The following is a 21,115-nucleotide window of genomic DNA, read 5'->3' on the forward strand; positions in this document are numbered from 1 at the left end:
TGTCCCATCTTCATGACAGGCAGGGCCATTGCCGGGGTGGCAGGCCATAATGCCCCCAGTCCAGGCACGGAGTCGCCGAATGCTGATCGTTGCCCTTCTGCTGGTCCTGCTGGTGCTGGGCCTGAACGTGGTGGCCACCGTGGTGATCGCGCAGCGCGACGGCCTGTCGGCGGGCGGCCGGACGGTGCAGCTGCTGCTGGTCTGGCTGCTGCCGCTGGTCGGCGCGATCCTGTGCATGGCAGTGGCCACGGCCGATGGCTCACCCGCGCGGAGCGATGGCAGTGGCGGTGGGCCCGCCGATTTTTCCGGCGGCTATTCCGGGGACAGCCACAGTCATCACAGCTACAGCAGCTCCGACTGTGGAAGCGACGGCGGCAGCAGTGACGGTGGTGGTGGCAGCTGCAGCGATTGAGGTCTCTGTAGAGTCGAGCCATGCTCGACTGCACTTCGCTCCAACGCCGCGATGCCTGATCGAAAAGCAGTCGAGCATGGCTCGACTCTACAAAGGCGACGACAGCCCGCTCAGCCGCCGCCTTCGGTCGGCAACGGCGCCGGTACGTTCAACAGGCCGCCTGCCGCCACATAGGCGGCCAGTGCCTGGCCCTGGCTCAGCAGATGGCGTTCCATGGTGCGTTCGGCAGCCTGCGCGTCGCGGCGGCGGAAGCATTCCATCAGCTCGCGGTGTTCGGCCAGCGACTGCGCGGTGCGACCCGGGGTCAGCAGCTGACGGCCGCGATGCATCTTCAGGATGCGGTGCAGGTCGTGGGTGATGCGGATCAGCCAGGGGTTGCCCGCGTAATGCTGCACGGTTTCGTGGATCAGGTAGTTGTTGCGGTAGTACTCGGCGATGTTGCCCTCTGCCGCAGCCGCTTCCATCGCTGCATGCAGGTCTTCCAGCTGCTGCACGCCGGCATCGTCGATGTGCTTCACCGCCTCATGCGCGCAGCGGCCTTCCAGCATCGCCATCACCGGGAACAGCTGGTTGAGGTCTTCCAGCGTCAGTCGCGTGACCCGGCTGCCACGACCCGCATCGATCTGCACCAGGCCTTCGGCGGCCAGCAGCTTCAGCGCCTCGCGCAGCGGCGTGCGGCTGATGCCCAGTTCTTCGCACAGCGCGGGCTCGTCGATCCACTCTCCCGGCGGCAGCCGGTAATCGTAGATGCGCTCGCGCACGTGTTCGGCCACCTCTTCGTACAGGGGTGCGCGCTTCTTCGGTGACCGCGGGGCAGGGGCAATGGCCATGGTGGAAGTGTACCGCCAGGTAGTGCCGGCCGCTGGCCGGCAACCCATGATCGCTGGATGGCTTCATGAGAGTGCCGGCCAGCGGTCGGCACCCCGGCTGGGCGGTTACATCCAGCCCGGCACCACGAACACCAGCCAGGCCAGCAGCGGTCCGAGCGCAACCACCAGGCCGCTGTAGACCAGGAAGCGGCGGAACAGGGTCTCGCGTTCTTCCTTCGCGGCCGAGGCCACCACCAGTGCGCCATTGGTCGAGAACGGGCTGACATCGACGATGGTGGATGACACCGCCAGCGCGCAGATCACGCCGGCGGCGCTGAGGTGGCCCTGCATCAGGAATGGCACCGCCAATGGGATCGTCGCGCCGAGTACCGCTGCCGACGAAGCGAATGCGGAGACGATGCCGCCGACGTAGCAGACCAGCAGTGCACCGAGCAGCGGGATGCCGATGTCGGAGACACCGTTGCCGATGAATTCCACCGCGCCGGCATGTTCCAGCACGCCGATGTAGGTCACCACGCCGCAGATCAACAGCACGGTGGACCAGCTGATGCCATCGACCGCACCCTTCTGGCTTTGTGGCGACAGCAGCGCCAGCGCGACCGCCACGGTGATCGAGACCAGGCCGACGTTGAGGTTGTAGATCAGCGCCGCCACGCCCAGGCCGAGCAGGCCGATCAGGGTGAACAGGCGTTCGCGGGTGAGGTTCACCGCATCCAGTGCCGCCGGATCATTGCTGAGCGTGCCGCCACCTGCCGCGACCAGCGCGCCATGACCTTCGATCGCGAATTGCCGCGACGAGGCCTGCGGGCCACCGGCCATCGCCAGCTCGGCAGTGCCGAGCGTTCCTGCTGCGGTGATCGAGCCACGGCGCAGCAGGGCGATGCCACCAAAGGCGAAGAAGCAGATCGTCGCCATCATGAAGTTGAAGCCCAGACTGGTCAGGAATACCGCCATCTCGGTCACTTCCAGCCCGGCCTTCTGCACCACGCCATTGGTGATGCTGCCGTACACGCTGATCGGCGAGAAGCCGCCCGCCTGCGCACCATGGATGACCAGCAGGCCCATCATCAGTGGATTGATGTTGTACTGCTTGGCAAAGCGCAGCGCGACCGGGCCGATGATCGCGACCGCCGCCGGGCCCAGTGCACCGAACGCAGTGAGGACCGCGGTGATCACGAACATCACCCACGGAATGGCCACGATATGGCCGCGAACGGCTTTCACTGCCCAGTGCACCAGCAGGTCGATGGTGCCGTTCTTCTGCGCGATGGCGAACAGATAGGTGATGCCGACCAGGGTCAGGAACAGATCGCCGGGAAAGCCGGCCAGGACCTCCTTGCCGCCCATGTCGACCCACAGTCCGCCGATGATGAAGGCCAGCGCGAAGGCGACGGCACCCATGTTGATCGGCATCGCGGTGGCGACGATGAACATGATCACCAGACCGATGATCGTTGCGATTTGTGGACTCATGCGCCCTCCCAGACACGTGACTCACGTACAGCGCGGATGGAGACCCGCCATCCCGGGGTAAGGCGACGTACTGCGTGTTGCGTGATACGTACTGCTCGAACCCGTTACTGCAGCCGCTCCAGCGCGCTGCGGACCCACGCCGCGGCGCCTTCAAGGCTCTGGAACTCTTCCACCGCGCGCACCTCGCAGCACGGATAGGCCGGCGCGACCATGCGCGCCAATGCGTTGCCCGGGCCCAGCTGCAGGAACACCCGCGCGCCACGCTCGAAGGCCTGGCGCATCACCTGCGCCCATTCGATGGTCTGCGCGAGCTGCGCCGACAGCGTGTGGACTGCCGTTGCGCGATCCCGCACCGGTCGCGCATCGATGCCGGCCAGCAGCGGCAGGCGTGGGGCCTGCAGTGGCGAGGCGTCGAGTGCGGCAGCGAACGGTGCGACCGCCGCTGCCAGCAACGGTGTGTGTGCAGGCACGTGCACCGGCAGTGGACGGATGTCCGCACCCTGCGGCCGCGCGGCATCGGCCAGCCGCTGCAATGAGGCGTGCGTGCCGCCCACGATGAAATGGTCCTGCCCGTTGGCGATGGCCACGTGCGCTCCGTGCAGATCGCACAGCGGCTGCAGTACATGGCGTTCCAGGCCAAGCACTGCCTGCAGGCCTGCATCGGCGGGGTTGGCACTGTCCATCAACAGCGCGCGCTGCGCAGCCAGGGCAAGGCAGGTGGCCGCATCGACGCCGCCGGCGATGGCATGTGCGGCCAGCTCGCCGATGCTGTAACCCGCGATCACCGTCGGCGTTGGCAATACCTCGCGCAGGCCCTGCCAATGCGCCAGGCTTGCTGCGCACAGCAGTGGTTGCGCCCGCACATTGTCGAAGCGGTCGTCGGCCGCCGCAGCGGCGAATACATCGCGGCCGAGCAGTTCGCTCGTGGCATCGAGCACCGGCCGCGCGGCAGCTAGATCGCGCACGCGATCGAACATCGCCGCGTGCTGCGCGCCTTGGCCAGGGCAGAGCAGGGCCAGGCTCATGCCTGCTCCTGCTGCAGCAGGAACACGCTGCAGGCCAACAGGTCTGCGCTGCCGCCCGGGCTCAGCCGGCGCATGACGAAGCCGTCACCGATGCGACGCAGATGTACCTGCCAGTCCGGCGCGAAGGTGCCGCCGGCGTCCAGGAAGGTGCGTGCCTGCCGCTGGGCCCAGCGCAGGCCGTCGGCGCCGCCACGGTGCAGCAGGTTGAGGTCATCCACGCACGCGATCAGCTGCATCAGGGTCTGGCACATCGCGGCCTCGCGCGGCAGGCCGCTGGCCAGTGCGTGGCGCAGGGCAGGCAGTGCCACTTCGCGCAGCAGCGGGTAGCCGGCGGCCGCTTGTTCGCGCACGCCTTGCACGCCGTGCCGTGCACGCGCGCGCTGGCCAGGGCTGTTCGCATCCAGAGGCGCGTCGGCGAGCTCGGGCGCCCAACGGCGCACTTCCTGGCAGACCTGCTCGGCTGCGGCGACACGGCCCGCGCGGCCCCAGCAGGCAGCGGACGCGGCCACCAGCAGGCCAAGGCTGAAGATCGCACCGCGATGGGTGTTGATGCCCGCAGTGGCGTGCAGCATCGATATCTCGGCGGCGATGCCATGCCGGCGCAGCGTCTGGAACGGCGCCGCGCTGGCACCGGCGTCGGCCACGGCGATGAAATAGTGGCGCAACGCGAACAGGCTGCGCAGGAAGGTGCCGGCATCCATGTCGTGGTGGCTGCCGCAATCGAACGGTGTAACCAGTCCCGGTTTGGGGGCAAGGGCCAGTTCGGCGTGCAGGCTGGCGATGGCAAGGCGCCCCAGGCGCGCGCTGTCCACCGCCGGGGTGGACCGGGCGACGCGCTTCACGACGGCGTTCATGCGACAACTCCAGTGGCGTTGAACAAGGCCTCGCGCAGTTCCAGAGCGGCACCATCAATGCGTTTGACCAGTACTTCGCGGCTGCGACCGGCGTATTCGCGCCAGTTCACCGCGCCACCATCCACCAGGCACAGTTCGCCATCTACGCGATGCCCGTAGGCGCTTTCCCAGTGCTGCAGGCGTTCGACCAGCAGGTCGGCCTGGCGCGCGTCATCCACCTGCCACAGCAGGTCGATGTCCGAGCGCGGGTGCACATAGGGCAGTCCGCTGAGGTGCTGCCATGCGAAGGCGCCGAATACGCGGGCTGGTGCAAGCCGCAGCATTGCCTGCAACGCCGCCTGCCAATCCGCCGGAACGCCGCCGGCGAGAACGTGATCCAAGGGAGGGGGAGGCTGCAGCTGCTGAACGTCCTGCAGGGTCACGCGCAGCGCCAGCCGTTGCTTGCCTTCGCTTGGCGGTAGCGGTACCCCCAGGCGCAGCCGAGGGTCGGGGTCGTCCGCCGCACAGCGCGCCACCATGGCCGGCAGGCCCTGCGCGAACCACGCTGCCAGGCGTGGTTCCTGTGCAGTCACGTCAGCCCGCCAGTCGGCATCGGCCGACAGCCAGGCCAGCGTGTGGCGGGCGGGCCGCTCAGGCATCGCCGTGGGCCACCGCAGATGAAACGCCTGCCGCCAGGGCACGACCGCCGCGCTGTGCGCCGCGTGCGGCACGCAGGTCGCCTTCGGCGGGCGCGCGCAGCGCCTGCAGCAGGTGCTGGGCAAGATCGCCCTCCCACAGCGATTCCACCGCACCCATCGCCACGTAGTTCTCCACGCCCGGCGCGAACACCGGCGAGGTCTGGCTGAGTGCCTGCAGTTTCTCCAGCGGTTGCTTGGTCACCCGCGCCATCGCGCGCAGGTCCATCACCCGCACCTGTGCATCGGGCAGGGCGTGGATGTGGTCGGCCATCAGGCCGAACGACAGAAAGCCGCCGCTGACCGACTCGCCATAGACCAGGGTCACCAGCCGCGCACCGCGTCGGCGTGCCAGATCCAGCGTCTGCGCCAAGTGAGCGAAGTAGCCGTTGATGCCAAGCAGTTCGTCACGCCGCGCCAGGCGCTGGCCAGCGGTGTCGACCAGCATCACGATCGGTCGCTGTGGAAGCGCGGCGGTGCTGGCAAGCACGGTTTCGGCCAGTGCCAATGCGTGGTCCACGCCGACTTCGAGTTTGTCGGCGGTACCGATCACGGTCACCTCGCCATCCTCTGTGGTGGCGCTACCGGTCAGCACCGAATCGTTCACGGCAATGGCATGCCCATGCGGGAACAGGGCATCGAGCAGGGTCTGCAGCGGCATGCTCATGGCAGGCTCCGGTCGGCGGTGGCGATGAGGAACGCATCGGTGTCGAGCAGCGACAGTCGCTCGGGGGTAGTGATACCCAGCCGCGCCCAGATCTCCAGGCCATCGCGGCAATCGCCCCAGGCCTGCACGCGCGCCTTCAGTGCCGCATGGCGTTCCTGCAGCGCGGCCAGTGCAGTATCTGGATCGGTGCTGCTGGTATCGGGCTGCAGCGCATTGCTGGCAGCCTGCGCGAACGCCTCGATGGCATCGGGCACCAGCACCTGTGCCTGGTCGATCAGGTAGCGGTGCTTGCCTCCCGTTACGCGCCAGACCAGCGCGCGATCGCGGGAATCGAACTCTTCCACACCACGCACGGTCTCGATTACTTCCGGCCCGGACAGTGACAGCCGGCCTTCCTCGGACATGACCACCGTGCTGCAGCAGCGGGCGACGATGCCCATGCCACCGAATGCGCCGTTGCCGCTGCCGATCAACGCCACCACGGGGACGCCTGCAGCGCGCGCATCCAGCGTGGCGCGCATGACCTCGGAAATGGCGATGAGCCCTGCATTGGCTTCGTGGAGGCGCACGCCACCGGTATCGAGCATCAGCAGCACACCGTCAGGTCGGGTTTCCGCTGCACGGTGCAGCAGCCCGGTCAACTTGGCGCCGTGCACCTCGCCCACGCCGCCGCCCATGAATTCACCCTGCTGTGCGGCCAGCAGCACGCGTCGGCCGCGCAGTGTGGCTTCGCCGACAACGATACCGTCGTCGAACGCCGCGGGCTGGTCGAGCTGTGCCAGGTGCGGGCTCATCATCCGCCGCGTAGGGCCCAGGAATTCACGGAACGAGCCGGCGTCGATCAGCCCGGCGATGCGCTCGCGTGCATCGGCTTCGTAGTAACTGTGGCGCTGCGTCCGGCTCATCGTGGATCTCCAGCAAGCAGGGTTTCCACGGCCTGGTCCAGGCGCAGGCTGACCACCGCCGGGGTCGCACCGGCATCGTTGATCGAGATGCGTACATCGCGCAGTGGATGGCGCTGTGCGAAATCACCGATCACCGCCTCCCAGACGCGGCCAAAGCCCTGCGCGGCGGTGATGATGCGCACCGTCATCGCGCCGTCCAGTGCGGCCGGTTCCAGCAGGATTTCCAGATTGCCCGAGGCCAGTACGCCGACCAGTACCGCATCGCGCGGAAACTGCACCGCCGTGTGTCCTTCGAATCGATAGTCGAGGGTTTCCATGCTCAGCCCCTTACCAGTTGCGGAAGCGCTTGGGCGGGTCGTACAGGCCGCCGGACCAGCGCACCAGGTCCTTCACCGAACGCGCCGCAAGCAGGTCACGGCTGGCATCGCGCACGGAGATGCCGAGGTCATCGGGACGGCGGATCACGCCGCGGTCGCGCAGGTTCTCCACCATCGCGCGGTCGCGCCCCATGCCCACGGCGGTATAGCCGGACACGCCGCGGATCGCTTGTTCGCGTTCCTCAGGAGTGCGGCACAGCAGCAGGTTGGCGATGCCCTCCTCGGTGAGCACATGGCTGACGTCGTCGCCGTAGATCATCACCGGTGGCAGCGGCATGTTCGCGCGCTCGGCCAGCTCCCAGGCGTCCAGCCGATCGACGAAGGCCGGTGCCATATGTTCGCGGAAGGTTTCCACCATCTGCACCACCAACTTGCGGCCACGCGGCATCTCACCGGGGCGTGCGGCCTGCTGGCCGGCCTTGATCCAGGCCTCGCTGGCATGGCGGCGGCCACGTGCATCGGAGCCCATGTTCGGTGCGCCACCGAAGCCGGCGATGCGGTCGCGGGTGGCAGTGGAGCTGTTGCCCTGCAGGTCGATCTGCAGGGTGGAACCGATGAACATGTCACACGCATACAGGCCCGCGGTCTGCGAGAACGCGCGGTTGGAGCGCATCGAGCCGTCGGCACCGGTGAAGAACACATCGCTGCGTGCGGCGATGTACTTCTCCATGCCCAGTTCGGAACCGAACGAATGCACCGATTTGACGAAGCCCGATTCGATCGCCGGAATCAGTGCGGGGTGTGGATTGAGGGCCCAGTGCTGGCAGATCTTTCCCTTCAAGCCGAGCGATTCGGCGTAGGTGGGGAGCAGCAGTTCGATGGCGGCGGTATCGAAGCCGATGCCATGGTTGAGGCGGTTGACGCCGTACTCGGCGTAGATGCCCTTGATCGCCATCATCGCCATCAGCACCTGGATCTCGGAGATCTGCGCCGGGTCGCGGGTGAACAGCGGCTCGATGTGGTTCGGCTTCGGCGCCTGCACCACGAAGTTGACCCAGTCAGCAGGGATGTCGACGCGGGGGAGGGTGTCGACGATCTCGTTGACCTGGGCGATGACGATGCCGCCACCGAACGCGGTGGCCTCGACGATCACCGGCGTGTCTTCGGTGTTCGGGCCGGTGTAGAGATTGCCGTGGCGATCGGCGGCCTGCGCGGCGACCAGCGCTACGCGGGGCGTGAGGTCGATGAAGTAGCGGCCGAACAGTTCCAGGTAGGTGTGGATGGCACCGATCTGGATGCGCCCTTCGGCCACCAGGTTGGCCAGCCGCACCGATTGCGGGCCGGAGAACGAGAAGTCCAGCTTCGAGGCGATGCCACGCTCGAATACATCCAGGTGCGACGGCAGAGACAGCACCGACTGCACCATGTGCAGGTCGTGCACCCGGGCCGGGTCAAGGTCGGCCAGGGCCTGGGCGAGGAAATCGGCCTGTTTCTGGTTGTTGCCCTCCAGGCAGACCTTGTCGCCTGGCTCCAGCAGTGCGTGCAGCAGCTCGCCCACGTCGGTGGCGGCGACCTCACGTCCCCGGGCCCACGGCGCGGCACGTTCCAGGCGGGCCTGGCGGCTGCGTTCCAACGTATCCCAGCTCGGGTTCATCGACCGGCTTCCGATTGGTGTCGATGTAATTACGGCATAATTATGATGGGCGTGCAACCCGCGGTGCAGCAAATGAAAGGGCCCGCACAGAGGCGGGCCCATTCAGATTGAAATGGAGGATGACCGCATCGATCGGGGTAGTGCCGGCCGCTGGCCGGCTCCGCGTCATCGATGCATCGCTTGGAGCCGGCCAGCGGCCGGCACTACCGTTTCTGGTGGCTCAGAACTTCCAGCGCAGGCTGGCCGACACGAAGCGCGGTTCGCCGTAGTTGTTGTAGTCCAGATTCGCCCAGTAGGTCTTGTCCAGTGCGTTGCGCACGCTCAGGGTTGCCGTCCAGTTGTCGCTGATGCGGTAGTTGGCGTTGAACTGGACCAGCATGTAGGCCGGCTGGTTCACCGTCACCGTGCCGCCCAGCGGGTAGGCGATGTTGTAGCCCTGCACCTTGCTCTGCCACTGCACGCCACCGCCAACGCTCAGGCGTTCCAGCGCACCGCGCAGCTGCAGCTGGGTGTTGAGCTGCAACAGATCCTTCGGCGGGTTGGCGTACAGCAGATCGGTGGCGGCGCGGGTGACCTTGACGTGGGTGTAGCCGGCATTGACCATCCAGCCCGGCAGGATCTCGCCATTGACGTCCATCTCCCAACCGCGCGCCTTGGTGCCGTTGACGCCGACGTAGGCGGAGGTGCCATCGCTCAGCGAACCCTCCGGCACGCCCATGTCACGCACCGCGTAGTTGTCCTGCTTGGCTTCGAACACGGCGGCATTGGCGGTCAGGCGACCATCGAACCACTGCGTCTTGATGCCCGCTTCCAGGTTCGAGCCCTGTACCGGCGCCAGCAGGTTCTCGTTGCGGTCCTTGTAGTTCTGCGGATTGAAGATCTCGGTGTAGCTGGCATAGGCCGACACGTTCGGCGTGATCTCGTAGACCAGGCCCACGTACGGGGTGATTTCATCGCTCACCTTGTAGGCACCGCTGGTGCCGGTGTAGACGCCGGCGGCGTTGTACGAGCGGCTGAGCGTTTCCCAGCGGCTCAGGCGTGCACCGGCAATCAGCGACAGCGGATCGGCCAGGCGCAGGCGGGTGGCCAGGTAGACGCCGCTCTGCGTGGTCTTGGCCACGCGACGTGCACCGGTGCGGGTGTAGGTCACCTCGGAGATGTCGCCGTTCCAGTTGAACACGTTGGGGATGTAGTAGCAGCGCTCACGCCCGCAGGTTGCCCAGTCGCCCGGGAAGTTCAGTGCCAGGGTGTTGGTGGTGCCTTCCAGGTCAGACCACTGCGCGCCGACGGTGAGGTCGTGGTCGCGGCCCAACAGCGGGAAGCTGCCGGTCAGGTAGGCATCGACATTGCGGCGGGTGTCCTTCGAATCACCGGCGGCGGCACGCAGGTAGATGCCCGAGCCGGTCACCGGGTCCGGGTTGCCGGTGCCGTACAGGCGCACGTTCTGCACGTTGCCCCGGGTGTAGGCGGTGTTGATCTTCAACAGCCAGTTGTCGCCGAAGCGCTGTTCCAGGTTGGCGAAGGCAGTGTTGCTCTCGCGCTTCCAGTAGCTCCACTTCGGCGACAGGTTGGTCGAGCGCGGCAGGTGCGCGAAATTGCCCTGGTTGTCGAAGAACGGCACGGTGCCCCAGGTCGAGCCGGTCGGATTGTTGTCCTGGCTCTGGTAACCGAGGGTGATCGTGGTGCTGTCGGTGACGTCGCCTTCCAGCACCGCCATGCCGGCCATCTTGTTCTCGTCGTAGCGGTCGTAATACAGGCCACGATCGGTATAGGCGGCGACCACGCGGCTGCGGAAACGGCCGTCATCGGTCAGCGGCGCGGTCACGTCCGCCTCCATGCGCCGATAGTCCCAGCTGCCGGCGCTGATCGCGAACGAGGCATCGAACTCCTTGCCCGGCCGCTTGCGCAGCAGGTTGACGGTGGCCGACGGCACGCCGGCGCCGCTGAGCAGGCCGTTGGCACCGCGGATCACTTCGATGCGGTCGTAGAAAGCGGTGTCGTATTCCTGGTTGGTGGAACCGCTGTAGGTCGGGATGCCGTCGACCTGGAAGTCAGTGATGGCGAAGCCGCGTGCGTAGTACAGCGGGCGCTGGGTGTCATAGAAGGACACGCTGACGCCGGTGACGTTGCGCATCACGTCGTTGATGCTGAACAGCGATTCGTCCTGCAGGCGCTTCAGGCTGATCGCAGTGGCCGACTGCGGGGTTTCCTGCAGTGTGATCGGCAGGCGGGTGGTGCTGGATGGCGGAGCGGACTGCTCGGCACGGACGCTGACCCGGTCCAGGGTCTTGGCATCGGATGCATCGGCGGCGGCCTCGGCGAACGCCGGAGACGCGACCAGCGCGAGCGAAGAGAGCAGGGCAGCCGGCAGCAGCGCACGGCGGGGCAGGCGGTTACGGAACGTCAGGGACATGGTGGGTTCGAAGCTCGGAGACGGGAAGGGGGCGGCAACAGTCGTCCAGCACCCGGGGCGGCGGCTTCGGGCACATCAGGTCCATCTGGGAGGGGCGCGGTCACTGCGCAGGGCGCAAGTGTAAATAATTCTTAACAACATTACAATTAGCGTCATTGTGCATAGGATTCCCGGCGCCGGGCATCGCTTTCTGCAGCAGGGAGCGGCCCAAACGCGAACGGCCACCCGAAGGTGGCCGTCCGTGTCTGCTGCAGGGAATCTGCCAGGCTTACAGCGCCTGCAGTTCCTCGTTGGCGTTGCGCTTTTCCTTGGCTGGTGCCGGAACGGCTGCCGGCACTACCGCCGGGGCCGGAGCCGCCGCATTGGCGTCCACCGGCACCTCCAGGTACGGCAGGCGCAGGGTCTGACTGGTCAGCGTGCGGATCTCGTTGACCAGCGCGGCGTTGTCGTTGAGCTTGCGCCCGTACGACGGCACGATCTCGCGCAGGCGGGTTTCCCAGCCGGCCTTCATCTGGTCCGGGAAGGCCTTGGCCATCAGGTCCAGCATGATCGGCGGCGAGGTCGATGCACCCGGCGAGGCACCGAGCAGGGCGGCGATGGTGTGGTCCTTGTCGGTCACGATCTCGGTACCGAACTGCAGCACCGGGCCCTTCAGCGGATCACGCTTGATGATCTGCACGCGCTGGCCGGCGGTGACCAGCTTCCAGTCGCCCGGCTTGGCATTGGGGAAGTACTTGACCAGTTCGGCCTGGCGATCGGCATCGTTCAGGCGTGCCTGGGCCATCAGGTACTGCACCAGGTCCAGGTTGTCCTTGCCCACTTCCAGCATCGGGCCAACGTTGTTGTGGGTGACCGAGGAGTACAGGTCCCACCACGAGCCGTGCTTGAGGAACTTGGTGCTGTACAGCGCGAACGGTCCGAACAGGACCACCGGCTTGCCGTCCAGCTTGCGCGCATCCAGGTGCGGCACCGACATCGGCGGCGAACCGGTTTCGGCCATGCCGTAGGCCTTCACGCCATGGCGCGAGGTCACGTCCTGGCCCTGGAAGGCGAGGAACTGGCCACCGACCGGGAAGCCGGCGTAGTCCTTCGATTCCGGAATGCCGGACATCTGCAGCAGCTTCAGTGCAGCGCCACCGGCACCTATGAACACGAAGCGGGCGTGGGTGGTGGACTCGGTGCCGGCCTTGAGGTCCTTCACCGTCACGTTCCAGCTCTTGTCGGCGTTCTGCCGCAGCGCGCTCACTTCGTGGTTGAGGTGCAGGCTGAAGTTCGGGCTGCGCTGCAGGCCGGCGGTCAGCTGGCGGGTGATCACGCCGAAGTTGACGTCGGTGCCCAGCGGCATCCAGGTCGCGGCAACCTTCTGCTTCGGGTCACGGCCTTCCATCAGCAGCGGTGCCCACTGCTTGATCTGTGCCGGATCCTCGGAGTACTGCATGCCGTAGAACAGCGGATTCTTCACCAGGGCCTGCTGGCGCTTGTGCAGGTAGGCGATGTTGTCATCGCCCCAGACGAAGCTCATGTGCGGGGTCGGGTTGATGAAGTCGCTGGGCTGGCTCAGCCGGCCTTCCTTCACCTGGTGCGACCAGAACTGGCGCGAGACCTCGAACGATTCGGCGATGCCGACCGCGCGCTTGGTCTCGATGCTGCCGTCGGGCAGTTCGGGGGTGTAGTTCAGTTCGGCGAAGGCCGAGTGGCCCGTGCCGGCGTTGTTCCAGCCGTCGGAGCTTTCACCGGCGACGCCGTCGAGGCGTTCGTAGACCTGGATGTTCCAGTCCGGCTGCAGTTCCTGCAGGTAGGTGGCCAGGGTGATGCTCATGATGCCGGCGCCGACCAGCACAACGTCGACGGGCTTGTCGTTGCTGGCGGCGGGCACCGAGCGCTGGGTCAGCGGCCAGTACAGGAACAGCGCGGCGGCCAGCAACAGCAGCACGAGCAGGGCGAGCAGGGCCTTGCCAAATTTCTTCATGGGGGCGGGATCGTTGGCGGAGGGGAAGGGGTCAGGATGCGCGTGGGGCAGGGAAAGGGCGTGAAGAAACAACGCCTTGCGCCATCCATCCGCGATTCTAACCGGATCCGGTCCGTTTTTGATGCAACGCAGCATCCGACGTTTCGCGGCCCCGTCACGTGAGCGGCGGGCCCAGCCTGGCGATCGTAGCCCCAGTAGCGCCAGGCCATGCCTGGCGACGCCTTCAATCAGACCAGCTCCAGAATCTCGTCACCGGCCTCATCGATCTCCCCGGTCGGGCGCCAGCCCAGGCGCCGGTAGAAGCCATGCGAGCGCGAACGCGGGTCGGCCGAGCACGCCAGGAACAGCCGGGCATGGCCGACATCGCGGGTCAGGCTCACCACCTCCTGCAGCAGCTGGCGGCCGATGCCACGGCCTTCGTAGTCCGGCAGCAGGGCCAGCACCAGCACCTCGCCGCTGTCGCGGTCGGCGAAGCAGTAGCCGGCCATGCGTTCGCCTTCCCAGGCAACGCGGCCGATCGAATCGCCCTGGGCGATGCCGGCCGCCCAGCTTTCCGGCGTGATGCCCAGCTCCGCCAACTGCGCGGCACTGAAGGCGTTCTCGCGGGTGCGCCCGCGCAGGTCGATGCAGGCGGCGGCATCTTCGGGGCGCGCATCGCGGACGAATACAGGCATGCAGGGCATCCTTGCAGTGATCGGCCGACCAGTATCCGCATCACGCATGGACCCGGTGTGGAGACTTCGTGGAGATTGGATGGAGCAAAAAGGGGACGGAGGGAATTAAGTCGTTTTTGCCCAGAATGTCGTATGGGCCTTAAACGACTTAATTCCCTCCGTCCCCTTTTTGCGGCGCTGCCTCAGCGCTTGCGCCGCACCAGCGCTGAGGAGGCATCCAGCACGGCGCGGGTCAGCAGGGCCATGGTCTGGACGTCACCCTTCCAGTGCTGCCAGTACAGCGGCACGTCTTCCCACGCGCGCTGGCGTACGTAGACCAGGCGGCCGGCGTCCAGATGCCGCTTGACCAGGGGCAGGGGATTCATGGTCCAGCCCATGCCGCCCAGGTTGGCCTGCACGAACGCGCGGGTGGAGGGAATCCACCAGGTGGGCGCGGTGCTGGGCAGGTCGTCGCCGGCCATGCGCCGGGCAAAGCGCGACTGCATCTCATCCTTGCGGTTGAACACCAGCACCGGTGCCGTGGCCAGGGCTTGGGCGGTCACGCCCTTGGCAAAATGGCGCTCGCGGAACTCCGGGGTGCAGGTCGCCGCGTAGCGGATGCTGCCCAGCGCATGGATCTGGCAGCCCTGCACCGGCTCGTCCAGGGTGGTCACGGCGCCCAGCACGGTGCCCTGGCGCAGCAGTTCGACGGTGTGGTCCTGGTCCTCCACGCGCAGGTCCAGGGTGGTGCCGGTGCTCTGTGCGAACTGCGAGGCGGCCTGCGGGAACCAGGTTTCCAGGCTGTCGTGGTTCACCGCCACCGGAATGCTGGCCTGCGGCAGGTCCTCATCGGCCAGGCCCATCCGGTGCAGGGCGTCGTGCTCGAGCAGGGCGGTCTGCTCGGCCAGCTGCACCAGCACCTGGCCCTCGGCGGTGGCGGTGGCTGGGGTGCCGCGCTTGACCAGCAGGCGACCGACCCGATCCTCCAGTGCCTTGACCCGCTGCGAGATGGCTGAGGGCGTGACATTCAGCGACTGCGCGGCGCGGTCGAAGCTGCCTTCGCGGATCACTGCGGCGAGGGCGCGCAGCTGGGCATGGTCGATACGCATCGAATTAAGTTCCGCTAATGTTGGTTTAGGAAGTTTAGCTCGTCTTTTTCATGTTGCGGCGCGACAATGGCGCCCGTTCCGGTGCTGTCCGCCTTCGCGAGGCACCGTCCCCCCAAGCAAGCAAAGGCAGTGAATCCCATGTTCTCGGTCATCTCCGCCAGCACCGGCCTCGGTGCCTGGTTCTCTGGTGCAGCTACCGGCATCGGCCTGTTCGCCGTGGTCGGGGCCCAGAGCGCCTTCATTCTGCGCCAGGGCATCCTGCGCAAGCACATCGTGCCGGTGGTTGCCACCTGTGCGGCCATCGATGCGATCTTCATCTTTGCCAGCGTGGCTGGCCTGCGCACGCTCACTTCGGCGCTGCCGTGGCTGACCACCGCCGTGCTGTGGACGGGCGTGGCGTTCCTGGCCTGGTACGCCATGAAGTCGGCACGCCGTGCGATTGCCGGTGGCGGCGGCATGGGCGAGGCTGACAGCGACGACGGCAGCCGCCGCGCGGTGCTGATGGCTGCGGTCGGCTTCTCGCTGATCAACCCGCACTTCTGGCTGGACATGATGGTGATCGGCTCGATCGCCGAGAACTTCGGCAACGCCCGCATGGCCTTCGCCGCCGGTGTGGTGACTGCCAGCTGCCTGTGGCTGACCGCGCAGGGCCTGGGCGCACGCCTGCTGGCGCCGCTGTTCACCAAGCCCAGTACCTGGCGCGTGCTCGACGGCACCATCGCCGTGATCCTCAGCATCCTGGCCCTTACGTTGGCGGTGCGCGGGGTCCACTGACCCGGCGCACGCCCCCCGAACCCACGTCCTGACTCTCTCTCCAAGGTAGTGGTAACGACGGCACCGGCAACGGTGCCGTCGTTTTTTCTGCCGATGTGGCGCGGCAAACGGTCACGTGCCTAGAATCGTGCATCCGGACAGGGTGTCCGGTTTTCCATGGGGGAAGGATGCGCAGGATTGTGCTGGCTGTACTGTTGGGCGCGGTTGTGGGTGGGGCATCGGCCGCAACGCTGGACCTGGATCGCTATCTGCGGCAGGAGTCGTTTACCGACATCAAGATTTCACCAGGGGGCGAGTACATCGCCGCGACGGTTCCGCTGGAGGCGGGAACCGCATTGGCGATCTACCGCATTGCCGACATGAAGATGGTCGGCAGCTTCCGCCCGCCCCGCAACGATCACGCCCACACCTTCGACTGGGTCAGCAACGAGCGGCTGCTGGTGGGCATGGCACAGAAGTTCGGTGTGCTGGACCGGCCGACGCCGACCGGCGAACTGTTCGGTATCAATGCCAACGGCAAGGGCGGCGAGCTGCTGGTGGGGTACCGGGTTGCCGACCAGAGCCTGGGCACCAACATCAAGGTCAAGCCGGCAGGCCTGGTGGCCGCCTACCTCAGTGATGAACTCAAGGACGATGACCGCAACGCGCTGGTGACGGTGATCCCGCTGGTCGGCAGTTCGCATGCGCAGGTCGAGCGCCTGGACGTGATCACCGGTCGCCGCAACGCCGTGGCGCGCGCTCCCATTCCCGATGCGGACTTCACGACCGATGAGCAGGGCGAGGTGCGTTTCGCACGCGCTGTCGTTACCGATGGCACGCAGAAGCTCTACTACCGCACGGGCAGCAACAGCGACTGGGTCCTGCTCAATGATGAATCCCTGAGCAAGCGCATCGAGGCGCCGCTCGGCTTCTCGGCCGATGGTCGCCTGGCGTACCTGCAGGTCGAGCAGGCAGATGGACCTGATGCAATTGTCAGCTGGGACCCCCAGAGCAATGAACGACGCACCGTGCTGCGCGATGGGAGTGCCGACCCGGCGCGCATCATCCGGCGCCCCGGCAGCCGCGTGCCGGTCGGGGCCCTGTTCCTTGGCAGTGCGCCGCGAACGGCATTCTTCGATGACGCCTCGGACGACGCTCGCCTGTACCGCAGCCTCGAAGCCGGCCTGGGCGGAGCGGTCTACATCACCTCCAGCACGCGCGATGGCAAGACGGTGCTGGTGGAAACCTGGTCAGGCAGCAATCCGGGCGATTTCTATCTCTATGACACGGTTGGCAAGAGTGCACGGCACCTGATCAGCCGCAGCGACTGGATCGACCCCGCGCTGGCGGCGGAGGTGCGTCCGATCAGCCTGACGGCGCGTGATGGGCGTCCGCTGCATGGCTTCCTTACCGTCCCGCATGGCCGCGAGGCCCGTGCGCTGCCGATGGTGGTGGTGCCGCACGGAGGTCCGATCGGTGTTGCCGACCAGGGCGCCTATGACACCGAGACACAGATGCTGGCGGCGGCAGGTTACGCGGTACTGCAGGTGAATTTCCGCGGCTCTTCCGGCTATGGCCGGGCCCACATGCAGGCCGCGCGAAAGCAATGGGGGCTGTCGATGCAGGATGACGTCACCGATGCCACGCGCTGGGCGATCGAACAGGGCGTGGCCGACAAGAACCGCATCTGCATCTATGGCGCCAGTTACGGTGCCTATGCGGCGATGATGGGGGCGGTGCGCGAACCGGGCCTGTACCAGTGCGCGGCCGGCTACGTCGGCATCTACGACCTGCCGTTGATGTACGCCCGCGGAGACATCCAGAGCGATGAGTCAGGCCTGGCCTACCTGCGGAACTGGCTGGGATCGCCCAAGGATCTGGCAGAGCGTTCCCCGGTGAATCTGGCCGCGCAGGTGCGGGTGCCGGTATTCCTGGCCGCGGGTGGCCAGGATCAACGTGCGCCGATCGTGCACAGCGAACGCATGGAAGCTGCGTTGAAGAAGGCCGGCACGCCGGTGGAAACCCTGTACGTCAAGAATGAAGGGCATGGTTTCTATTCCCCTGCCAACCAACGTGCGTACTACAGCAGGTTGCTGGCCTTCCTCTCGCGCAGCCTGGGCGGCCAGGTGGCCGGGCAGGCCGCACCTGCGGAGAAGAGCAGCGCGCCCTGAACAAGCCGGGGGCGGCGGATGATCGATCCGCCGCCCCCGGAGTTCGCCTGCATCAGGCTTACTTGACCCCGTGCATCATCTTCTTCAGCAGCGGCGCGGCGATGAAGGCGGCCAGCGCACAGCCCAGGCCGATCCACATCAGCAGCCAGAACAGGTGCGCATAGGCGCCGGCAGCGGCCACCATGTCCAGCGATTCGCCCTCCGGCACCTCGATCGCGGCCAGCTTGCCGAACAGCGCGGCCAGCGTTTCCGAGAATGCGGTGGCCAGGAACCAGGTGCCCATCATCAGGCTCATCACCCGCGGCACGGCCAGCTGGGTCACTGCCGACAGGCCGACCGGCGACAGGCACATCTCACCGCTGGCCAGCAGGAAGTAGGCCAGCACCAGCCACCACACGCTGGCCATCTCGCCGGTGGCGCCGACCTGCTGTGCGGCCAATGCCAGCGGCACGAACGACAGCGCGCCGATCACCAGGCCCCAGGCCGATTTGACCGGCTTGCCCGGTTCCCAGCCGCGGCGGTCCATCCACGTCCACAGTGCGGCGAAGGCCGGCGCCAGCAGCACCAGGAACAGGCCGCCGAGGTAGGTCAGCGAGCCGGCGGTCTGCGGAATCACCAGGCAGTCGCGCACCAGCAGCACCAGCATCAGCGCAACGATGCCGATGAAGAACGCACGCGGTGCGGTCGAGCCGGGGCGCCGTTCGGACAGGCGCGCGCTGACCACGAAGCCCAGCGGTGCCAGCAGCAGCGAGATGATCGACCACGGCAGCGGCGTACCGCCGGTGATCACCAGCGAGGGCACGATGTCCTTGGTCAGCAGGCGGTCGGTGAAGGTCACCCACGAGCCATACGACTGCTCGTACATCGTGAAGAACACCAGTGCCATGAAGATCAGCACCATCAGCGCGATCATCTGCTGGCGCTGTACCGGCGTGCACTTGCTGCCGGTGAACCAGGCGAACCAGACCAGCACGCCGCCCAGCACCACCAGCATCAGCATCAGTGCCAGGCTGATTTCACCGCCCAGCGCGAACGCGCCGTTGCCGGCTGCCCACATCAACCACGCCACCGGCAATACACCGAGCATCGCGCACAGATAGATGAGCCATTCGCGCGGCAGGCCCAGCACCTTCTGCTTCAGCGCGGCCGGCTGCGGCGGTTCGGCATGGCCCTGCAGGTACTTCTGGCCCCACAGGAACATCGCCAGGCCGGCCAGCATGCCGATGCCGGCCGCACCGAAACCGTACTTCCAGCCATAGGCCTCGCCGAGGAAGCCGCACACCAGCGAAGAGAACAGCGCGCCGAGGTTGATGCCGGCGTAGAACAGCGAGAAGCCCGAATCGCGGCGCGGGTCGTCCTTGGCGTACAGCTTGCCGACGATGGTGGAGATGTTCGGCTTGAGGAAGCCGACGCCCATGATGATCAGCGCCAGCGACAGGTAGGTCACCGCCAGTGCCGAGGTGTCGCGCACCACTTCGCCGTTCACCCGATACGCGGCGTGGCCTTCGAAGGCCATGCCGAGGTGGCCGAGCACCAGCAGGATGCCGCCGAACAGCACCGCCCGGCGCATGCCCAGCCAGCGGTCGGCCAGCATGCCGCCGAACACCGGGATGCAGTACACCAGGCCGCCATAGGCACCGAGCAGGTCCAGGCCGGCCTTGTCGCCAAACAGGTGGTACTTGGTCAGGTACAGCAGCAGCAGCGCCTTCATGCCATAGAAGGAGAAGCGCTCCCACATTTCGGTGAAGAAGCAGACGTAGACGCCCTTGGGATGGCCCAGGAAATCGTCGGAAGCGATAGCGGTGGAATTCATCGCGGAATTATAGGCCTGTGGCCCGATCCGCTTTCAGTAGATCCACGCCATGCGTGGATTGCCGGACTGGCCTGGGCGATCACAGGTACCGCAACCACGCCAGATCGCGCCGTCGCGCCTTGAACCGCGCGAACGCCCGCGTCGGCGGGTACAGCACCACCGCCAGCGCACAGGCCACCAGCAGCAGGCCGGCCACCGAATCCAGTGCGTACAGATCACCGTGTGTCGGCCCCCAGATCGCCAGCGCGGCCAGGTACAGCCCCTTCAGCACATACAGGTGCAGCAGGTAGAAGAACATCGGCGCGGCGCCGACATCGGCCAGCGGGCGCAGCGCGCGCGCCAGTGGCGGCCATTCGTACAGGCGCAGCAGCAACAGTCCCACGCCCAGCGTCAACAGCAGGAACTGCAGTGACGGCGGGTACTTGGTGATGTTGAACACGCTCATCCAGGTGCGCAGCGTGCTGGTCTGGTACTGCCACGGTGCATCCCCGTACTGGTTGGCGAACCGCAGCAGGGCGAACAGGGCCAGCGCGCCGACGCCTGCGCACAGCAGCCAGCGCTGGCGTTGCGCCGGGTCGCGGTCGCGGGCGAACCACGGCCCCATCAGGTAGCCCAGCGCGATTACCCCGATCCACGGCAGCACCGGGTAGGAAGTGCGCAGGCGCAGCGCGCCGGTCTCGATCCAGTCGCGCTGGTGCAGCACTTTCCACAGCATCGCCAGCAGACCGTGGCCTTCCACTCGCACGCCGTCCAACAGGTTGTGCCCGGCCACCACCGCGACTGCCAGCACCAGCAGGGCCAGGCGCGGCAGCCACAGAAGGCCGGCCAGCGCGATCATGCTCAGCCCGATGGCCCAGATCACCTGCAGGTACAGCGTTTCCGGCGGCAGCTGGAAGGTCCAGGCGAAGTTCACCAGGGTCAGTTCCAGCACCACCAGGAACAGCCCGCGCTTGAGCAGGAACGTGGCTGTGGCCCGGCGCGGATCCGCCTGGCGCTGGCCGTACAACCAGGCCGACAGCCCGGTCAACAGGACGAACACGGGCGCACACAGGTGGGCCAGCAGACGGCAGGCGAACAGCGCAGGGGAGACCGTCGATGCGTCCATCGGGTCGCTTACCTGATGCTGCAGGAAGAAGGTCTCGCGCACGTGGTCCAGCAACATCAACAGCATCACGGTGCCGCGCAGCTGGTCGATGGAGGCCAGGCGAGGGGAGGGGGAAGGGGGCATGCGATGCAGTAACAGCAAGGTAGCATTAAGATATAACATATCATTTGCTTCGCGCCCAGCCGGACTTTGCCGGGTCGGTCGATTGCCGGTCCACGTACTGGCCCATTGCGCTGCAGCACACGCCCCCATCCTTTGGCACGCTGGACTTGATCTGCCCTGAACGCTAGCGTGGCAGGGATTTTTTGCCAGCAGGGG

At 66.7% G+C, this 21,115-nt stretch carries 18 protein-coding genes; 3 read left to right on the plus strand and 15 right to left on the minus strand.

Annotation, left to right across the window (positions count from 1 at the left end):
* Nucleotides 1-79 precede the first annotated feature (79 nt).
* A complete protein-coding gene (locus ACSYS9_RS05640; protein ID WP_071227774.1) occupies nt 80-412 on the plus strand; it encodes a hypothetical protein in 333 nt (110 codons plus the stop codon).
* 110 nt (nt 413-522) lie between these two features.
* On the opposite strand, the gene ACSYS9_RS05645 is transcribed toward ACSYS9_RS05640, so the two are convergent.
* The 13 genes from ACSYS9_RS05645 to ACSYS9_RS05705 all read right to left on the minus strand — a co-directional run bounded on the left by ACSYS9_RS05645 (nt 523) and on the right by ACSYS9_RS05705 (nt 14,955).
* Nucleotides 523-1,242: a GntR family transcriptional regulator gene (locus ACSYS9_RS05645; protein ID WP_012510388.1), complete on the minus strand. Its 720-nt coding sequence runs from the start codon at nt 1,240-1,242 to the stop codon at nt 523-525.
* 105 nt (nt 1,243-1,347) lie between these two features.
* On the minus strand, nt 1,348-2,715 hold the full coding sequence (locus tag ACSYS9_RS05650) for an SLC13 family permease (protein ID WP_071227773.1): 1,368 nt from the start codon (nt 2,713-2,715) through the stop codon (nt 1,348-1,350).
* 104 nt (nt 2,716-2,819) lie between these two features.
* Complete coding sequence (gene mdcH / locus ACSYS9_RS05655; protein WP_071227772.1) at nt 2,820-3,740, minus strand: malonate decarboxylase subunit epsilon; 921 nt, start codon at nt 3,738-3,740, stop codon at nt 2,820-2,822.
* Nucleotides 3,737-4,594, minus strand: a complete 858-nt coding sequence (gene mdcB / locus ACSYS9_RS05660) for a triphosphoribosyl-dephospho-CoA synthase MdcB (RefSeq protein ID WP_071227771.1) — start codon at nt 4,592-4,594, stop codon at nt 3,737-3,739. Before mdcB ends, mdcH begins: the two co-directional genes overlap by 4 nt.
* Complete coding sequence (gene mdcG / locus ACSYS9_RS05665) at nt 4,591-5,232, minus strand: malonate decarboxylase holo-[acyl-carrier-protein] synthase (protein ID WP_071227770.1); 642 nt, start codon at nt 5,230-5,232, stop codon at nt 4,591-4,593. The genes mdcB and mdcG overlap by 4 nt, the downstream gene beginning before the upstream one ends.
* Nucleotides 5,225-5,929 (minus strand): biotin-independent malonate decarboxylase subunit gamma, encoded by a 705-nt coding sequence (gene mdcE, locus ACSYS9_RS05670; protein ID WP_071227803.1) that lies wholly within the window; start codon nt 5,927-5,929, stop codon nt 5,225-5,227. The genes mdcG and mdcE overlap by 8 nt, the downstream gene beginning before the upstream one ends.
* Before the next feature lie 2 nt (nt 5,930-5,931).
* Nucleotides 5,932-6,840 (minus strand): biotin-independent malonate decarboxylase subunit beta, encoded by a 909-nt coding sequence (locus ACSYS9_RS05675; protein ID WP_071227769.1) that lies wholly within the window; start codon nt 6,838-6,840, stop codon nt 5,932-5,934.
* Nucleotides 6,837-7,157 carry a malonate decarboxylase acyl carrier protein gene (mdcC, locus tag ACSYS9_RS05680; protein WP_071227768.1) on the minus strand — a complete coding sequence of 107 codons (321 nt, stop codon included), beginning with the start codon at nt 7,155-7,157 and terminating at the stop codon, nt 6,837-6,839. The genes ACSYS9_RS05675 and mdcC overlap by 4 nt, the downstream gene beginning before the upstream one ends.
* 10 nt (nt 7,158-7,167) lie before the next feature.
* Nucleotides 7,168-8,811 carry a malonate decarboxylase subunit alpha gene (gene mdcA, locus ACSYS9_RS05685; protein ID WP_071227767.1) on the minus strand — a complete coding sequence of 548 codons (1,644 nt, stop codon included), beginning with the start codon at nt 8,809-8,811 and terminating at the stop codon, nt 7,168-7,170.
* A 220-nt stretch (nt 8,812-9,031) separates the two neighbouring features.
* Nucleotides 9,032-11,224, minus strand: a complete 2,193-nt coding sequence (locus ACSYS9_RS05690) for a TonB-dependent siderophore receptor (protein WP_071227766.1) — start codon at nt 11,222-11,224, stop codon at nt 9,032-9,034.
* 268 nt (nt 11,225-11,492) lie between these two features.
* Nucleotides 11,493-13,193 (minus strand): malate dehydrogenase (quinone), encoded by a 1,701-nt coding sequence (gene mqo / locus ACSYS9_RS05695; protein ID WP_071227765.1) that lies wholly within the window; start codon nt 13,191-13,193, stop codon nt 11,493-11,495.
* Nucleotides 13,194-13,420: 227 nt separating this feature from the next.
* Entirely contained in the window at nt 13,421-13,867 is a 447-nt protein-coding gene (locus ACSYS9_RS05700; RefSeq protein ID WP_071227764.1) for a GNAT family N-acetyltransferase, read from the minus strand.
* Nucleotides 13,868-14,049: 182 nt separating this feature from the next.
* A complete protein-coding gene (locus tag ACSYS9_RS05705) occupies nt 14,050-14,955 on the minus strand; it encodes a LysR family transcriptional regulator ArgP (protein ID WP_071227763.1) in 906 nt (301 codons plus the stop codon).
* Between the two features lie 138 nt (nt 14,956-15,093).
* Between ACSYS9_RS05705 and ACSYS9_RS05710 the strand changes: the two genes are divergently transcribed.
* A complete protein-coding gene (locus ACSYS9_RS05710; RefSeq protein WP_005408523.1) occupies nt 15,094-15,729 on the plus strand; it encodes a LysE/ArgO family amino acid transporter in 636 nt (211 codons plus the stop codon).
* Nucleotides 15,730-15,896: 167 nt separating this feature from the next.
* Nucleotides 15,897-17,879, plus strand: a complete 1,983-nt coding sequence (locus ACSYS9_RS05715) for an alpha/beta hydrolase family protein (RefSeq protein ID WP_071227762.1) — start codon at nt 15,897-15,899, stop codon at nt 17,877-17,879.
* A 58-nt stretch (nt 17,880-17,937) separates the two neighbouring features.
* On the opposite strand, the gene ACSYS9_RS05720 is transcribed toward ACSYS9_RS05715, so the two are convergent.
* Both ACSYS9_RS05720 and ACSYS9_RS05725 read right to left on the minus strand, forming a co-directional pair.
* Nucleotides 17,938-19,692: a peptide MFS transporter gene (locus ACSYS9_RS05720; protein ID WP_071227761.1), complete on the minus strand. Its 1,755-nt coding sequence runs from the start codon at nt 19,690-19,692 to the stop codon at nt 17,938-17,940.
* A 79-nt stretch (nt 19,693-19,771) separates the two neighbouring features.
* Nucleotides 19,772-20,920 (minus strand): DUF1624 domain-containing protein, encoded by a 1,149-nt coding sequence (locus ACSYS9_RS05725; RefSeq protein ID WP_071227760.1) that lies wholly within the window; start codon nt 20,918-20,920, stop codon nt 19,772-19,774.
* Between the last annotated feature and the right edge of the window lie 195 nt (nt 20,921-21,115).

The sequence above is a fragment of the Stenotrophomonas sp. STK17_22 genome (assembly GCF_051983905.1).
Taxonomy (GTDB): Bacteria; Pseudomonadota; Gammaproteobacteria; order Xanthomonadales; family Xanthomonadaceae; genus Stenotrophomonas; species Stenotrophomonas maltophilia_A.

Coding starts and splice junctions, on each gene's coding strand:
- ACSYS9_RS05710 (WP_005408523.1), top strand. CDS start 15,094: ATGTTCTCGGTCATCTCCGCCAGCACCGGCCTCGGTGCCTGGTTCTCT.
- mdcG (WP_071227770.1), bottom strand. CDS start 5,232: ATGCCTGAGCGGCCCGCCCGCCACACGCTGGCCTGGCTGTCGGCCGAT.
- ACSYS9_RS05650 (WP_071227773.1), bottom strand. CDS start 2,715: ATGAGTCCACAAATCGCAACGATCATCGGTCTGGTGATCATGTTCATC.
- ACSYS9_RS05700 (WP_071227764.1), bottom strand. CDS start 13,867: ATGCCTGTATTCGTCCGCGATGCGCGCCCCGAAGATGCCGCCGCCTGC.
- mdcB (WP_071227771.1), bottom strand. CDS start 4,594: ATGAACGCCGTCGTGAAGCGCGTCGCCCGGTCCACCCCGGCGGTGGAC.
- ACSYS9_RS05715 (WP_071227762.1), top strand. CDS start 15,897: ATGCGCAGGATTGTGCTGGCTGTACTGTTGGGCGCGGTTGTGGGTGGG.
- ACSYS9_RS05705 (WP_071227763.1), bottom strand. CDS start 14,955: ATGCGTATCGACCATGCCCAGCTGCGCGCCCTCGCCGCAGTGATCCGC.
- ACSYS9_RS05720 (WP_071227761.1), bottom strand. CDS start 19,692: ATGAATTCCACCGCTATCGCTTCCGACGATTTCCTGGGCCATCCCAAG.
- ACSYS9_RS05690 (WP_071227766.1), bottom strand. CDS start 11,224: ATGTCCCTGACGTTCCGTAACCGCCTGCCCCGCCGTGCGCTGCTGCCG.
- ACSYS9_RS05645 (WP_012510388.1), bottom strand. CDS start 1,242: ATGGCCATTGCCCCTGCCCCGCGGTCACCGAAGAAGCGCGCACCCCTG.
- ACSYS9_RS05675 (WP_071227769.1), bottom strand. CDS start 6,840: ATGAGCCGGACGCAGCGCCACAGTTACTACGAAGCCGATGCACGCGAG.
- mqo (WP_071227765.1), bottom strand. CDS start 13,193: ATGAAGAAATTTGGCAAGGCCCTGCTCGCCCTGCTCGTGCTGCTGTTG.
- mdcE (WP_071227803.1), bottom strand. CDS start 5,929: ATGCCGCTGCAGACCCTGCTCGATGCCCTGTTCCCGCATGGGCATGCC.
- ACSYS9_RS05640 (WP_071227774.1), top strand. CDS start 80: ATGCTGATCGTTGCCCTTCTGCTGGTCCTGCTGGTGCTGGGCCTGAAC.
- mdcA (WP_071227767.1), bottom strand. CDS start 8,811: ATGAACCCGAGCTGGGATACGTTGGAACGCAGCCGCCAGGCCCGCCTG.
- ACSYS9_RS05725 (WP_071227760.1), bottom strand. CDS start 20,920: ATGCCCCCTTCCCCCTCCCCTCGCCTGGCCTCCATCGACCAGCTGCGC.
- mdcC (WP_071227768.1), bottom strand. CDS start 7,157: ATGGAAACCCTCGACTATCGATTCGAAGGACACACGGCGGTGCAGTTT.
- mdcH (WP_071227772.1), bottom strand. CDS start 3,740: ATGAGCCTGGCCCTGCTCTGCCCTGGCCAAGGCGCGCAGCACGCGGCG.